Origin of the sequence: Sagittula stellata E-37, assembly GCF_039724765.1 — a bacterium.
In the GTDB taxonomy this organism is placed as follows: Bacteria; Pseudomonadota; Alphaproteobacteria; order Rhodobacterales; family Rhodobacteraceae; genus Sagittula; species Sagittula stellata.
This window is the reverse complement of record NZ_CP155729.1, coordinates 3,206,833-3,221,104: the sequence shown is the minus strand read 5'-3', so window position 1 is coordinate 3,221,104 and position 14,272 is coordinate 3,206,833. Positions and strand designations below refer to the sequence as shown.

At 63.5% G+C, this 14,272-nt stretch carries 15 protein-coding genes and 1 other RNA gene; 10 read left to right on the top strand and 6 right to left on the bottom strand.

What is annotated here, in order from left to right:
* Positions 1-313: 313 nt before the first annotated feature.
* From ABFK29_RS15290 to ABFK29_RS15260, 7 genes are all read left to right on the top strand, one after another.
* The gene (locus ABFK29_RS15290) at positions 314-1,435 is read left to right on the top strand and encodes a LysM peptidoglycan-binding domain-containing protein (RefSeq protein ID WP_005856353.1); all 1,122 of its coding nucleotides are present in this window, start codon (positions 314-316) and stop codon (positions 1,433-1,435) included.
* A complete protein-coding gene (locus tag ABFK29_RS15285) occupies positions 1,435-2,463 on the top strand; it encodes a transporter substrate-binding domain-containing protein (protein ID WP_005856351.1) in 1,029 nt (342 codons plus the stop codon). Before ABFK29_RS15290 ends, ABFK29_RS15285 begins: the two co-directional genes overlap by 1 nt.
* A gap of 378 nt (positions 2,464-2,841) precedes the next feature.
* Positions 2,842-3,552, top strand: a complete 711-nt coding sequence (locus tag ABFK29_RS15280) for an alpha/beta fold hydrolase (protein ID WP_005856349.1) — start codon at positions 2,842-2,844, stop codon at positions 3,550-3,552.
* A gap of 63 nt (positions 3,553-3,615) precedes the next feature.
* Positions 3,616-4,013, top strand: an RNA gene (gene rnpB / locus ABFK29_RS15275) — RNase P RNA component class A.
* A 146-nt stretch (positions 4,014-4,159) separates the two neighbouring features.
* Complete coding sequence (gene rpmG, locus ABFK29_RS15270; RefSeq protein WP_005856346.1) at positions 4,160-4,327, top strand: 50S ribosomal protein L33; 168 nt, start codon at positions 4,160-4,162, stop codon at positions 4,325-4,327.
* Positions 4,328-4,593: 266 nt separating this feature from the next.
* A complete protein-coding gene (locus ABFK29_RS15265) occupies positions 4,594-4,941 on the top strand; it encodes a hypothetical protein (RefSeq protein WP_005856344.1) in 348 nt (115 codons plus the stop codon).
* Positions 4,942-5,030: 89 nt separating this feature from the next.
* Positions 5,031-5,534, top strand: a complete 504-nt coding sequence (locus ABFK29_RS15260; protein ID WP_005856342.1) for a GNAT family N-acetyltransferase — start codon at positions 5,031-5,033, stop codon at positions 5,532-5,534.
* A 315-nt stretch (positions 5,535-5,849) separates the two neighbouring features.
* Here the strand turns inward: ABFK29_RS15260 and ABFK29_RS15255 are convergent, their stop codons facing one another.
* Together ABFK29_RS15255 and ABFK29_RS15250 are read right to left on the bottom strand one after the other, a co-directional pair.
* Positions 5,850-6,593 (bottom strand): Bax inhibitor-1/YccA family protein, encoded by a 744-nt coding sequence (locus ABFK29_RS15255; RefSeq protein ID WP_005856340.1) that lies wholly within the window; start codon positions 6,591-6,593, stop codon positions 5,850-5,852.
* Positions 6,594-6,712: 119 nt separating this feature from the next.
* Positions 6,713-6,874: a hypothetical protein gene (locus ABFK29_RS15250; protein WP_157136402.1), complete on the bottom strand. Its 162-nt coding sequence runs from the start codon at positions 6,872-6,874 to the stop codon at positions 6,713-6,715.
* Positions 6,875-6,999: 125 nt separating this feature from the next.
* On the opposite strand from ABFK29_RS15250, the gene ABFK29_RS15245 reads away from it, so the two are divergent.
* Positions 7,000-7,869 (top strand): LysR family transcriptional regulator, encoded by an 870-nt coding sequence (locus ABFK29_RS15245; protein WP_005856336.1) that lies wholly within the window; start codon positions 7,000-7,002, stop codon positions 7,867-7,869.
* A 2-nt stretch (positions 7,870-7,871) separates the two neighbouring features.
* Here ABFK29_RS15245 and ABFK29_RS15240 read toward each other — a convergent pair whose 3' ends face one another.
* Positions 7,872-8,276: a hypothetical protein gene (locus ABFK29_RS15240; RefSeq protein WP_005856334.1), complete on the bottom strand. Its 405-nt coding sequence runs from the start codon at positions 8,274-8,276 to the stop codon at positions 7,872-7,874.
* A gap of 98 nt (positions 8,277-8,374) precedes the next feature.
* The gene (locus ABFK29_RS15235) at positions 8,375-9,379 is read right to left on the bottom strand and encodes an alkane 1-monooxygenase (protein ID WP_040604238.1); all 1,005 of its coding nucleotides are present in this window, start codon (positions 9,377-9,379) and stop codon (positions 8,375-8,377) included.
* A 185-nt stretch (positions 9,380-9,564) separates the two neighbouring features.
* On the opposite strand from ABFK29_RS15235, the gene ABFK29_RS15230 reads away from it, so the two are divergent.
* On the top strand, positions 9,565-11,250 hold the full coding sequence (locus tag ABFK29_RS15230) for an NAD(P)H-dependent oxidoreductase subunit E (RefSeq protein ID WP_005856330.1): 1,686 nt from the start codon (positions 9,565-9,567) through the stop codon (positions 11,248-11,250).
* A gap of 376 nt (positions 11,251-11,626) precedes the next feature.
* Here the strand turns inward: ABFK29_RS15230 and ABFK29_RS15225 are convergent, their stop codons facing one another.
* Positions 11,627-12,523 (bottom strand): lytic transglycosylase domain-containing protein, encoded by an 897-nt coding sequence (locus ABFK29_RS15225; RefSeq protein ID WP_005856328.1) that lies wholly within the window; start codon positions 12,521-12,523, stop codon positions 11,627-11,629.
* 102 nt (positions 12,524-12,625) lie between these two features.
* On the opposite strand from ABFK29_RS15225, the gene ftsY reads away from it, so the two are divergent.
* Positions 12,626-13,699, top strand: coding sequence for a signal recognition particle-docking protein FtsY (gene ftsY / locus ABFK29_RS15220; protein ID WP_005856326.1), 1,074 nt, complete (start codon positions 12,626-12,628; stop codon positions 13,697-13,699).
* A gap of 17 nt (positions 13,700-13,716) precedes the next feature.
* Here ftsY and ABFK29_RS15215 read toward each other — a convergent pair whose 3' ends face one another.
* Positions 13,717-14,208: an MgtC/SapB family protein gene (locus ABFK29_RS15215; protein ID WP_005856325.1), complete on the bottom strand. Its 492-nt coding sequence runs from the start codon at positions 14,206-14,208 to the stop codon at positions 13,717-13,719.
* Positions 14,209-14,272: the final 64 nt, after the last annotated feature.

Genomic DNA, 14,272 nt, shown 5'->3' with positions numbered 1-14,272 from the left:
CAGGCACCAAGAAAAACACGCTAAGGGTATGCAATTTATCTATTTAATCTCCTTCTGATTGTGCTCCCGCAGCCGCGCGTTTGTCACTTAGCGGACCCGTTGCCAGCGGCCCCAGCGAAACCTTGGCTGCCTTCGCCTGAGTCATGCGCCTATTGATTCTGTGGATAAGCGTTGCGCGACGCTGGGCCATGGATTGATGGGGTTTGGGAAGTGCTTGATACATATGGGTAACACCACATTCCTTTGATGAATTGTTGACCGGTACTACTACATGCGCGCATTTTTGCCGCAGCAACAGTGGGGGACGGTTGGAATGATCAGGTGCACAAGCGCGTGGGCGGCGGCGGTCGCATTGTCGGGGGCGGTCGTCAGCGGGGCCGCCATGGCGCAGGAAACCTGCGGCGGGCTCTATACCGTGCAGCGGGGCGATTCCCTGTCGCTGATCGCCGACCGGCTCTACAAGGACGTGGGGCAGTGGAGCGCGATCTACCGCACCAACATCGAGATCATCGCGAGCCCGGATGCGATCCGCGTGGGTCAGACCTACCGGATGCCCTGCATCAACGGCCTGCCCGCGGGTCTCGATGGGGGAATGCCGGTCGCGCAGGCGGCCATGGCCGAACCGCAGCCCGCGCGGTCCGCCGTCGAGGTGCAGGCGCACCGCCAGCGCAAAGCGGACGAAAGCCGCAAGGGTGTGGACGTCAAGCTGCTGGCCGGCGACGATTTCAAGCCGTTCACCAATCGTCTGCAGATGTCGTCCGGCATGATCACCGATATCGTCAACCGGGCCTTCGTCGCAAACGACGACACCGGCGCGCACAAGTTCTATTGGGTCAACGACCGCTCCGTGCATCTCGACCCGATGCTGTCCGAAGGTATGGTCGACCTGGCCTTCCCGTGGCGCAAACCGGACTGCGGCGGCGATGCGAGCTCTGCCCTGTGCGCCGACTATGTCTATTCCGAACCGATGTTCGAGATGCTGGTCGTGCTCTTTACCGCCAAGGGTTCGGGCGTGACGTACCAGCAGGAGGCCGACCTCGACGGTCTGCGTGTCTGTGCGCCGCTGGGACACGCCAGTGCATCGCGGCAAGGGCAAAGCGCGGGCTATCTTGCCCGCGTCGGTGCGCGCCTGCAGCAGCCCGCCAGCGCCGGGGATTGTTTCATGCGTCTGGTGTCCGGCTCTGCCGATGCGGTTGCGATGAACGAGTTCACCGGCCGCGTCGTCCTGAAGGACATGGGACTGGGCGATGCGGTGGAGCTTCAGCTGTCGCGTCCGCTGGCCATCGAAGGTCTGCATGTGGTTGCCCACCGCTCCAACCCACGGGCCGAGGCGCTGATCGCCGCCTTCAACGACGGGTTGGACAAGATGCGTGACAGCGGAGAATACCTGAAGGTCATCGACAAGCACATGTCGTCGATCTGGGCGGGTCTCTGATGATCCTGGGGAGGAGCATCGCAGCACTCCTCATGCTGAGCGCGTCCGCCGTGGCGGCCCAGACCTGCGTGCCGGAGGCATACACCGTACAGGCCGGCGACACGGTCTTCACCATCGCCGAGACCCGTTATGGCGACCCGGAGAAGTGGACGCTGATCTACTACGCCAACGAGGCGGCCCTGCAGCAGTCGGTCTTCCAGGTCGCGCCCGGCGACGTGCTGAAGCTGCCCTGCGCGCCCGGAACGGAGGCCGCGGATGCCACGCCGCTGCGTCGGGACGACGCGGAACTGAAGCTGCTGACCGGGGGCAACTTCGCGCCGTTCACCGATCAGGACTGGCCGGGGCAGGGCATGATCACGGAGATCGTCAATGCCGCGATGGAGGCGACCCCGGCCCCGGTGACCTATTCGATCACCTGGGAAGACGACTGGTCGGAACACCTGTTCCCCGATCTGGCGGAGAAGAAGTACGACATGGGTTTCCCATGGTACAAGCCCGACTGCGCCGCCACTCCCGACAACGAGCGTTGCGCCAGCTTCCATTTCTCCGATCCGCTGGTCGATATCCTCGTCCTGCTGTTCGTGCGCGAAGGGGACGGCTTCACCTACGAGAGCGACGCGGATGTGGTGGGCAAGCGGCTTTGCCGGCCCAAGGGGTATTTCACCCACGACCTCGACCGGCCGGGGCGGGAATGGATATCGAAGGGGTTGATCGACCTCGTGCAGGCCGACAGCCCGCAGGCCTGTTTCACGGCGCTGATGGCGGGCGACGTCGATGCGGTGACGGTCAATGTCTTCCTGGGCGCGCAGACTATCGAAGAGATGGGGTTGAGAGGCCAGGCGGTGCCCCTGGACAAGCCGATCGCCACCGAGGGGCTGCATGTCATCATCTCGAAGACGCACTGGCGCGGAACGACGTTCCTCTACCGCTTCAATGCCGGCCTCGCGGCGCTGAAGGAAAGCGACCGCTACAGCCAGATCGTGTCCCGGCACCTCGGCGTCTTCTGGGACCAGATCAAGACGCAATGAGGCGGAATGCGTTCCGCGATGGGACGCACGGATCGTCTGCACGGCACATCCGCAGTCGTGGCCATCAAACACGCTGCCGAAGCTGCCGGTTCTGCCTGCGCTCCGTGCGGGCTCTGTGCGGGCGCTTTGCCATGCTCTGCGGTGGTGAGGGAACAGGCGTGTCGTTACGGTGCGGCGGGACGAGGGATGCGCACCGCGCGCCCGCCCATCTTTCGGCACCGGATCGCTCTTGGTTACTGCATCGGATGCCCCCTCCGTCTGGCTTGGCGGCCCCTCTTTTCCTTGCGACCGGGTCTGATAGGGTTGCGGCGACTGGGGGTGGCTTCGTGGGTGCAAGCGTGACGACAACAGGCGGCGGACCGGAGTGCGGGGACGTACATGCGTGAGTCCGTCGTGTTCTTGCCGGATATCCTGTGCGACGCCCGACTGTTCGGACCGCACCTGGCCGACCTGTCGCGCAGCCGCGCCGTCATGACCGCAGCTCTGACAGAAGGCGAGCGGATCGAGGAGATCGCCTCGGCGCTGCTGGACGTCATCCCCAAGCGATGCGCGCTGGCGGGGCAGGGACTGGGCGGTATCGTTGCGATGGAGATCGTCCGCCGGGCGCCGGACCGCGTGACCCGCCTATGCCTTATGGACACAACGCCGTTGGCCGATACGCCGCAGCAGGCCGCCGAGCGCGACCCGCTGATCGTCCGTGCCCGCGCCGGCAAGAGCGGCTCGGTCTTTGCCGAGGCCCTGCGCCTTGCAGACCTCGCGCCCGGACCTTGGCGGGCCGAGATTTCCGCGCTGCTGCAAGAGATGGCCGCGGGCCTTGGGGTCGAGGTCATGACCCGCCAGATCCGCGCGCTCCAGCGCCGTCGCGACCAGCAAAGCACCCTGCGCAAGATTGCCGTGCCGACGATGGTGCTGTGCGGGGCATCCAATCGTCAGCTTCCTGTCAAACGGCACGAGTTCATGGCGGAACTGATCCCGGGCGCGGCCTTGCGGGTAATCGAGGGGGCCGCGCACATGTCTGTGCTGGAACAGCCCGACGCAGCAGCCGACGCTCTGGCAGAATGGCTGTCCATGCCGCTCGTCCTGCGCTGACCGGAGATAGGTCGGCACGCGCGGGATTGCCAAGCTCTTCCGCCCCGCCTATGTCGGGCGCGCGTGGAGGGCCGGACGGCCGCCTTGGGGAAACCCCGGGAGGAAAGTCCGGACTCGCCAAAGCACCGGTGCCGGGTAACGCCCGGGCAGGGCAACCTGACGGAAAGCGCCACAGAAAACAGACCGCCTGTCGCCTGTCGGCAGGTAAGGGTGAAACGGTGGGGTAAGAGCCCACCGGGGGGATGGCAACATCGCCCGCTTGGCAAGCCCCACCGGGAGCAATGCCGTGTAGGGACCTCGCGTCCGACTGATCCCGCTTGCGGGATATCGGGACAGGGCGGCTTTGGCCCGAGAGGTCCGGGTTGGCAGCTAGAGCCGCGCGGCAACGTGCGGCCCAGAGGAATGGTCGTCTGAGGGGGCAACCCCGACAACAGAATCCGGCTTACAGGCCCTCCGCGCATCACTGCTCCGGGCGACCGGCCCGGCCGCCGGACCACGCCGGCCCACAAACTGTCACGAGACGGTTGACTCGGGCCGCGCAGTAAGTAAAAGGCGGGCTTCATACGAATTTCACGCGCGGCGCCCCGCGTGTTGCAGGAGACGACCAATGGCGAAGCCGACCACGATCAAGATCCGCCTGAACTCGACCGCAGGCACCGGCCACTTCTACGTGACCAAGAAGAACGCGCGTACCATGACCGAAAAAATGACCATCCGGAAGTTCGACCCGGTTGCGCGCAAGCACGTCGAATACAAAGAAGGCAAGATCAAGTAATCCTGCCCTTTTTCGGAACGAGCCACAAAGGCCGCGACGGTGCTTCCGCGCGGCTTTTTTCTTGTTTCTGACGGTTTTTCTGCAGTCGCAAGCCTATCTTGACCGGTTCGGTCTACCGTTGCATACTGTTAACATATTGATTTCAAGTCATAACGGTCTTGCCCATTCTGCATTGGTCCTTCGGTCTGCCTTCTGTCATGCTGCGGTGCAGAATGTTGGCGCTTGGCATCCGGCCACGCGCTACGCAGAAAACTGGAGAAATCGATATGTTCCGCACGTTTGCACTTGCCGCCTTTGTTTTGCTTCCCCTTGCCGCCGCAGCTGAAACCGTCACCCTCGACACGCCGATGGCCGGTGCCACGCTGCACCAGTCGACGACCGACATGTCTGTCTACTGGACCAAGGCAGGCGACACCTTCGAAGTCGTGGGCTACTACGCAGCCCGCAACGACGCTGACGATCAAGGGCGCATTATCATGGCCCTGGCGGATGGCGACTCCGTTACCTTCGGCCTGCCTGGCCATATTGGCCAGCTCTACAGCTTCACCCGCGAGGGCGATGCGGTGACCTTATCGACCCGCAACACCATGGTTCAGGAACTGGCGCTGAATTAAGAGCGACAGACCGGCGCCACCAACGGGCGTCGGTTGTGATTTGCCTGACCGGCCAAATCCCGGAATACTCCCGCATCGGAGGTACGGATTTGGCCGAGCAGATCACCATACGCCCTGCGACTCGGCATGACATCTCTCTGCTGGACGACCTCTATCGCCGCAGCTACGCCCGTTTGCTTGCAGCGGACTATCCGCCGTCTGCGCTAGTCTTTGGCTTACCCGAATTCGCGCGCGCCCAGCCCGAATTGATCGACTCGGGCTTGTACTTTGTCGCGGAAAGCGGAACGGCCCTGCTAGGCGCTGGCGGCTGGTCGCTGGCCATGCCCGGTGGTACGGGGCGTGCGCCGGGCGTGGGATACGTCCGCCACCTAGCCACGGACCCTGACGCCGTCCGCAGGGGCGTCGGCACGCGACTCATGACACATGTCATCCAGGACGCGCGGGACAAGGGCATCCGTGTGCTGCACTGCAAGAGCACCCTGACGGCCACACCGTTCTACAAGTCGCTGGGCTTCCGCAGCATCGGGCAGAGCGCCATGACATTCGGAGGCGGTGTGGCGTTCCCGGTCAACCTGCTGTCGTATCCCTTGTAGGCCACGTGCAAGGCACATGGTCCCTCAGCTGACGACCAGCACGTCGCCTTCAAAAAAGTCGGCTGGCGCGCGACTGACAAACGTAACCTCGCTCTCAGGAAAGGGCTGTGCGTATAATCGGGCGGCATCTTCAGCATCCCCGTTGTAGCAGTGACAGACGGCGTTATTGGGTGGCTTCATGGTCAGCTCACCCGGAGATGATACTTAGTTGACACGAACCCAAACGGCGCCGAATTCGAAATGGGAAGTTCGGCCGGGCAACGAAAAAGGGCCGGTCTTTGGACCGGCCCTTCGTTAGATTGCGTGGATCTGCGATCAGTCGTCGCCGCCCATGAACAGATACATGATCGAGCGGAACATCGCGATGAACGAGATGTAAAGCTGAAGCGCACCGATGATCGCGGCCTTCTCAAGGAAAAGATCTGCCTCCGGACCACCGTGGGTGCGCGCCTCAAGATAGGTGTTCTTGATCTCTTGCGTCGAAGTCGCGGTGAGGACCGCGAACAGGCCGAGGATCGCCACGTTCATCCACCAGAAGGTGTTGCCTCCCATACCGCCGAACAGCATGCTGATCAGGGCGAAGGCGACGAGGCCCCAGGTCATCATCACGGCGACCTGGTGTACCGGGCCGAGGTTACGCTTCGTCAGGTAGCCTGTCAGCGAAAGGCCAAGGAACGCAACCGCGGTGTAGGCGAGGCCGGTGATGACCTGCATCATGTCGAACATGATGAAGATCGTGGCCAGCGACACGCCGGTCAGGGCCGCGTAGGCCCAGAAGAGACCGTTCAGCGCAACGACGGACAGCTTGTGGAACGCGAAGGACGCGATCATCACGAAGGCCAGCGGGCCGAAGATTACGACCCAGACCACCGGAGAGACCAGCAGAACCTGCTGAAGGGCCGGGCTGGATGCCACGAGGTAGGCCAGCGCGAACGTCATCAGCAGCGCGCCGGACATCAACGCGTAGACCTTGTTCATATGAGCGCGCAGCCCCTCGTCAATCTGGGCGCTGCGGGCACCGGATACGCCCCGTGCCCCGATCGTTTGATATTCAGCCATCAATGCCTCCGTTTGCGTACAAATCGCCCCGAAACACTATTCGGGGAACATGGCAGGAATATTGGCAGTGAGGCATGAATATTCAAGCTTTAGAGAGGTCTTGGGACATAACATACGCGTCAGATGCGCCAAAAAGTCGGTGCATCCCACCGGGCGTCATGTTCCGCACGCTCGTAGCGGTTGGCTTCGCGCAGGTCGGCGGCTATCCGGGAGGGCGGCCAGTGCCTTTCGGGGCCACGGTGCAAAAGGTCGATAAAGTAGCGTTCGGCGGCACGATACATGGCGTCGTCTTTCAAGAGCTGTGATGTTTTCGGGTGTGTCGATGTTTTCCATTGATGAATTTGGCACAGTCTGATTGATATTCGAAGTGAATGTTTTTGCTTCCTCCCATCACGGAGCGTAATGGATGAGAAATCTCGACATCACCGTCCTGAGGTCCTTCGTGGCCGTTGCAGAGGCCGGCGGCGTGACGCGTGCCGCAGGTTTCCTGAACCTGACGCAGTCGGCCGTCTCGATGCAGCTCAAACGGCTTGAGGAGATGTTGGGTCTCAGACTGCTGGAGCGCAGCGGGCGCGGCGTCAGCCTGACGCCGGCGGGCGCACAGCTTCTGTCCTATGCGCAGCGCATGGTCGAGATGAACGACGAGATCTACACCCGCCTGACCTGCCAGAGCTGGGAGGGGGAAATCGTCCTCGGCGTGCCACATGACATCGTGTACCCCGTGATCCCGCAGGTCCTGCAACGGATGGGCCGGACGCACCCCCGGGTCAAAGTCCAGCTTCTCAGCAGTTTCACGAAGGAACTGAAGGCAAAGTTTGCCCGGGGTGAGGCCGATGTCATCATGACAACCGAAGGCGGCGTCGACCAGGGCGGAGAGACGTTGATGGAAGTGCCCCTGCGCTGGATCGGTGCTCCGGACGGGCAGGCGCACAAGTCACGCCCGCTGCGGGTCGCCTTTTGCCGGTCCTGCGGATTCAGGGAATTTGCACTCGCCCGGCTGGATGCAGAGAATTTCGCCTGGGAGCTGGCGGTGGATTCCGACAGCGACATGACCGTGGACGCGACGATCAGCGCCGATCTTGCCGTGACGGCGCGGTTGCAAGGCCACGCGCCGACCTACGTGAAGTATCTGGACGAGGGGCTTCTGCCCGACCTCGGCACGCAGAACATCAACCTATATGCCGGGAACGGAAAGACCGCGATCACCGAAGTGATGGTCGACTATATCCGGCAGGGCATGCTGGCGGTGCGCGGCCTGTCCCGCGACGCCGCCTGATCTCAGACGCCCACGTCCGGGCCGTAGCACATCATCGGTTCGTCGTTCTGGCGCGCCTCGTAGAGGACAGTGGACGACGGATCGTTCTCGAACACCGCGCGTAGTTTGCTGCCCTCGCGGAAGAACGTCCAGCACTGCGGGTCGGGGCTGTCCTCGTAGACGAAACAGATCTGGGAGCCTTCAGCCTCGTACCAGTATCCTTCCTTGCACTTGCCGTCGAGGAAGGACCAGCGCACGCGGCGGTCGGGCAGGTACTCCTCGACCCCGTAGGCGTCGCCGGACATGCCGTAATACAACGTCTTGCCGTTCACGTAGCTTTCGAAGGCGTTGGCCGAAAGGGGCTCGGCGGCGAATGCGGGGGCAGCGGCTAGGGAAAGCGCCAGTGCGGCAGGAAGGAACTGTTTCATGCCTCAATCCTGCCACATTCACGGGCGGAGGCAAGATACGGGATTACCGAATGGTTAAGACTTCGGCGCGCGTCGGCGAAGGATCGCCCGGGTGCGGATCATCCGGGTTGCCAGCGGCGCACACGCTTGTCCATTACACGGCGCCAGAGGGGCGGCACAAGCGCCAGAACGGCCATCACGGGCAGGGAGTGCGGCAGGATCGGCATCGTGCCGCGGTCCAGTTCCAGCCCGGGATAATGCTGCGACGGGTGGGCATGGTGATCGGAGTGGCGCGGTGCGTTCAGCATCAATGCCGACGAAAAGCCGTGGGGCGCGTTCCAGCTATGGCCGGGCCCGACCGGTTCAAACCTGCCCGGAGCGACCTCCCTGCGGCGCAACCCGTAGTGCTGGACATAGTCCGACAGCAGCAGTTGTGCCTGCGCGTAGCCCGCGAGACCAAACAGCACCACGACGCCTGTCAGCCCAGCCACAGTAGCGGCGACCAGCACCGATAACGCCGCGCCCATGCCATAGGCGGTGTAGGGATGCGACAGACCGCGGCGGCCAAGCCGACGTTCCGCCCTGTATCCTTCCACCAGTGCGCCACGCCAGGCCCGCACGGCGAACCGCCAGTAGCCTTCCCCCATGCGCGCCGAATTGGGATCGTTTGGCGTGGCGGCGTGGACGTGGTGAACCCGCGTATGCGCGGAAGCGTGGAACCCGAACAGAACAGAGGAATAGACCGCCACGCCCAACCGCCGCATGGCGCGGGGGGAGCGATGGATCAGCTCGTGCGCGTTGGAATTCGACACCTGTCCCAGGAACAGGCCTAGTGCCGCGAACAGGCAGACCGTGTCCAAGACCGAGAGACCCCCGGCGGCGATGACCCGGACGCCGCCGTAGAGCAGCGGGAAATGAAGCAGGCCAAGCGTCACCGACAAGGCGTCGCCCGCCGGAAACTCCGCATCCGGGCGGTCAGGGGCGGCGAAGGCCGTCAGCTTGTCCAGAAAGAACGTGAAGACCGTGATGTAGAGCAGCGCAATGAAAGGGAAGGGCGCGCCGAGGGTCATGGCCAGCGCCAAGAGCACCACCATACTCAGTGTTGCGATCGTGAATCGTGCCATCGTTGCCCCCGGAGCGCCGCCCGATACCATTGGATGTCTTACCTCTAGCGGAACTTTCCGTCACCCATCAGGCAAAAGACGGGGCATTTCGCGGCGGAGCCATGCTCCAGTGCGTCGTTTTTCATCGGCGTCCGGGACGGCGTGGACGGTAGGCTGCGCCAACACGAATACGGGGAGGTGCTTCGATGGCACTCGATGAGCGCAAGGGCGTATGGAAATCGGGCAAGGGACGGGGACGCCGGACGCCGAAGGGCCGTCAGGTCGAGGACAAGGCATGGGCCGAGGTGCGCGACCTGCTGGGCGACCGTCCGCGCCGCCGCGACCTGCTGATCGAGTTCCTGCACCTGATCCAGGACGAATACCGTTGCCTCTCTGCCGCGCACCTGCGCGCGCTGGCCGAGGAAATGCGCCTGTCCATGGCCGAGGTCTACGAGGTTGCCACCTTCTACGCGCATTTCGACGTCGTGAAGGAAGGCGAGACGCCGCCGCCCGCGCTGACGATCCGCGTCTGCGATTCGCTTTCCTGCGAACTGGCCGGAGCGGAACAACTGCGTGAAGCGCTGGAAAACGGCATGGACCCTGCTCAGGTCCGCGTCATGCGCGCGCCCTGCATGGGCCGCTGTGACACCGCGCCGGTTCTGGAACTCGGCCACAATCACATCGGTCACGCCACGCCGGAGAAGGTAGAAGCGGCCATCGCCGCCGGCGAAACCCATGCCCCCGTCGAGCGGTACGAGACGCTTTCCGCTTACCTCGAAGAGGGGGGGTACAGCGAACTGAAGGCGCTGCGTGCCGAAGGTGATTGGGAGGAGGTGCAGGAGAAGATCCTGGCGTCCGGTCTGCGCGGGCTGGGCGGGGCAGGCTTCCCCTCCGGTCGCAAGTGGGGTTTCGTGCGCGCCAATCCCGGGCCGCGTTATCTGGCGGTCAACGGCGACGAGGGTGAGCCGGGAACCTTCAAGGATCGCGTTTACATCGAGGGCGAACCCCATGTTTTCCTTGAAGGAGTTCTGATCGCCGCCTGGGCGGTGGAGGCCGAGCGCTGCTTCATCTACATGCGCGACGAATACCCCGGCATCATCGACATCCTGCGCAAGGAGATCCGCGCACTCGAAGAGGCGGGGATCGTCGAGAAGGATTATATCGACCTGCGGCGGGGCGCGGGCGCGTACATCTGTGGCGAAGAAAGCGCGATGATCGAGTCGATCGAGGGCAAGCGCGGGATCCCGCGCCATCGTCCGCCCTACGTGGCTCAGGTCGGCATCTTCGACCGGCCGACGCTCGTCCACAACGTGGAGACGCTGTATTGGGTGTCCAAGATCTGCCGCGAGGGGCCGCAGATCCTGTCATCGGTGGAAAAGAACGGGCGGAAGGGGCTGCGTTCGTATTCGGTGTCGGGACGGGTGAAGTCGCCGGGCGTGCACCTGCTGCCCGCCGGATCGACGATCATGGATATTATCAAGGCGGCGGGCGGGATGCTCGACGGGCACAGGCTCAAGGCCTACCAGCCGGGCGGTCCGTCTTCGGGCTTGTTACCCGCGTCGATGAACGACATCCCGCTGGACTTCGATACGCTTCAGCCGCACGGCAGCTTCATCGGGTCGGCGGCGGTCGTCGTCTTGTCCGACCAGGACTCCGTCCGGGACGCCGCGTTGAACATGCTGCAGTTCTTCGAGGATGAAAGCTGCGGTCAGTGTACGCCGTGTCGCGTCGGTTGCGAGAAGGCGGTGAAGCTGATGATGGCGGACAAGTGGGATCAGTCGCTGCTGGAGGAGTTGTGCCAGACAATGACAGATGCGTCCATCTGCGGCTTGGGTCAGGCAGCGCCGAACCCGATCCGCCTGACCATCAAGCACTTTCCGGAAGAGATCTGACCGAGAAGGGCGGGACATGTCCCGCCCTGCCTCTTCGATCAGGACCGTCCGGTCGGAAACACCGGGCGCGTCGTGGTTGCCCGGACACGCACTTCGGCCTCACGGGCACGACGTCGCGTTTTGACCACACCCGCCAAGGTCATCAACGCCACCGTTCCAAACAGGAAGTACATCGATCAGTTCTCCTTTGCTCTGTCACATTCCTTTGTAGCCCTGCGAAGGACAGCCGCTTTGATCCTGAGCAAGTCGGACGAAAGTCGTGGTTTTGATGGGCGCCGTCGATTTATCGGAAAAAGACAAAAGTGATCGGATGAAAACGCCTGACCTGCGGAATAAAGTCGGATAAGGGAAATAGACAGCCACTTATCCACATGCCTCAATCGTTGCGATAAACCGCGCAGATGCAGCCGCTGCGTTTCAGTTTTCTGCACATGTTCCAAGCGGCATCGCGGCTGTCGCGACCGAAGCGGGCCATGTAGTAGCCGCCCCTTGGGCTCGCCCGGCTTTTCGACCAGAGGAGCAGCGGCTCTTCCGAGCCGTAGACCGACCGGCATCCGCGTGTGCTGCTGCGGAACTTGGCCAGCGCGGCCTTCTCCGACACGCCGAAAGCGACCTGCACGCCCCAGTCCGGCACCACGGGCTCCGAAGGTTCCTGTTCCGGATAGGCGGTCAATCGTCTGTTTCGGCCCAGATCGTAACACGCCTCCCGGAAGGATAAATCGTCGTCCAAGGCAAAGTCCGGCTCGACAGGCGGGGCGTCGCGCCATGTCTCGGCCTTCAGGCCGGTGATGATCTGGACGTAGTCTATGGTTTCCCGCGCAAGTCCGCCGGTCTTTGCCACCAGCCCGTCGGCGCGCCTTTCGCCACCGTTGTAAGCGACCGCGGCCAGCCCGTGATTGCCGTAGCGCCGCGTCAGTTCGCCAAGGTATTCCGCCGAGTATTCCAGCGCTTCCGCCGGGTTGTAGGGATCGCGCAAACCGCGCAGCTCTGCGGTGGAGGCGATGAACTGCGCGATGCCCATCGCGTCGGCGTGTGAAAGGGCGTTGGGGTCGAAGCGGCTTTCCTGCCAGATCAACCGGGCGAAGAAGTGCGGGTCGATACCGGCATCGTTGGCGAAGGCTTCCAGCGCCTGGCAGGTGTCGTACACGAAATGCGACGGGCGGATACACTGCACCTGTCCGAACGCTCCGGAGGAGCACAGGCTGCCCGGCTCGTCGGGTTGGGCGTCAACCGACGCGGGGATCAGGAAAAGCAGGAAGAGCAACGCGCGCATGGCTGCAGTAAGGGGGGACCGGGCCGGATGGTCAACTCACACTTTCATTGAGCCGCGCGGCGTATTAGGTGTGATTGATCCAGAAGGTACGAGGCCGCGCATATGTCGTTTTTCGGAAAGCTGAAAAACCGTCTGTTCAAGACGTCTTCCAAGCTCGACGAAGGGCTCGATGCCATCGTCGAGGAGGGCAGCGATGAGACGCCCGCCGACGACACGCCCGCACCCGAAGCGCCGATTGCCGCGATGCAGCCCATGGCGCTGCCGGAAGAGACGGAGCCGCAGGGCACTCAACGGCCGGGTCTGCTTGGTCGCCTCATCGGCCAGCCGGACAGTGCGGAGCCGCGCCGCGTGCTGGACGACGACATGCTCGAAAGCCTCGAAGAGCTGCTGATCGCCTCGGACATGGGGGTGGACACGGCTTTGCGCGTGACGTCGAACATTGCCGAGGGGCGCATGGGCCGCCGTGTTTCGGCCCGCGAGATCAAGGAGTTGCTGGCGGAGGAAATCGCGCGGGTGATGGAGAGCGTGGCACGTCCCCTGCCGATTTATCCGAAGAAGCCGCAGGTCGTTCTGGTGGTCGGGGTGAACGGTTCCGGCAAGACGACGACGATCGGCAAGCTGGCCAGCCAGTTCAGGGCCGCCGGAAAGTCGGTGGTCATCGCCGCGGGCGACACCTTTCGCGCGGCGGCGGTCGAACAGTTGCAGGTCTGGGGCGAACGCGCAGGCGTACCGGTGCTGACGGCGCCCGAAGGATCCGACCCGGCAAGCCTTGCCTTCGACGCGATGGGCAAGGCCCAAGCGGAGGGCGCCGATCTGCTGATGATCGATACGGCGGGCCGGCTGCAGAACCGCGCCGACCTGATGGAAGAACTCGCCAAGATCGTCCGCGTCATCCGCAAGAAGGACCCTGACGCGCCGCACAATACGCTGCTGGTGCTGGATGCCACCACAGGTCAGAACGCGCTGATCCAAGTGGAGGCGTTCCGGCAGTTGGCCGATGTCTCCGGCCTCGTGATGACAAAGCTCGACGGTACGGCGAAGGGCGGTGTGCTGGTGGCGCTGGCCGACAAGTTCGGCTTGCCGATCCACGCCATCGGGGTGGGGGAGCAGATTGACGATCTGGCCCCCTTCGACCCGGAGGAATTCGCGGCGGCGCTCACCGGGCTTGAGCCCTGACCCGAGGCTTTGACAACTCAGGCGTCGGTCTGTGTGCCCAGCACCTTCTCCACCTGTCCCAGCACGAAAAGCACCACGACGACGATCCCGGTCGCCATCGACGCAAGCGCGATACTGCCCGCGCCGCAGCCGAGGCCAATGGCACCGCACAGCCAAAGCGAAGCGCCCGTCGTCAGGTTCTGCACCTTGCCGCCACTAGTGAAGATCACGCCCGCCGCCAGGAAGGCTACTCCGGCGGTGACCGCCTCGATCATGCGCAGGGGGTCGTGACGCTGTTCGCCGGTGTTGCCGAATTCGATGGACGACAGCTCCTGACCGACGAGCACGAAGAGACAGGCGGCGACCGCCACGAGGATATGCGTCCTGAGACCGGCGGGTTTGCCTTGCAACTCCCTTTCCAATCCGACAATGGCAGACAGGACCACCGCCACCAGCAAGCGTGTAAACGCGAGCGAGGCGGGGACGACAGAGAAGCAGGCCCCGAGCTCGCCAGCGACCTGTTCAAACATGCGGAACCTCCGGGTGTTTCTTGAACGTCTTGACCTTCAACCGCCCGGCAAGGCGTCGGGTTCC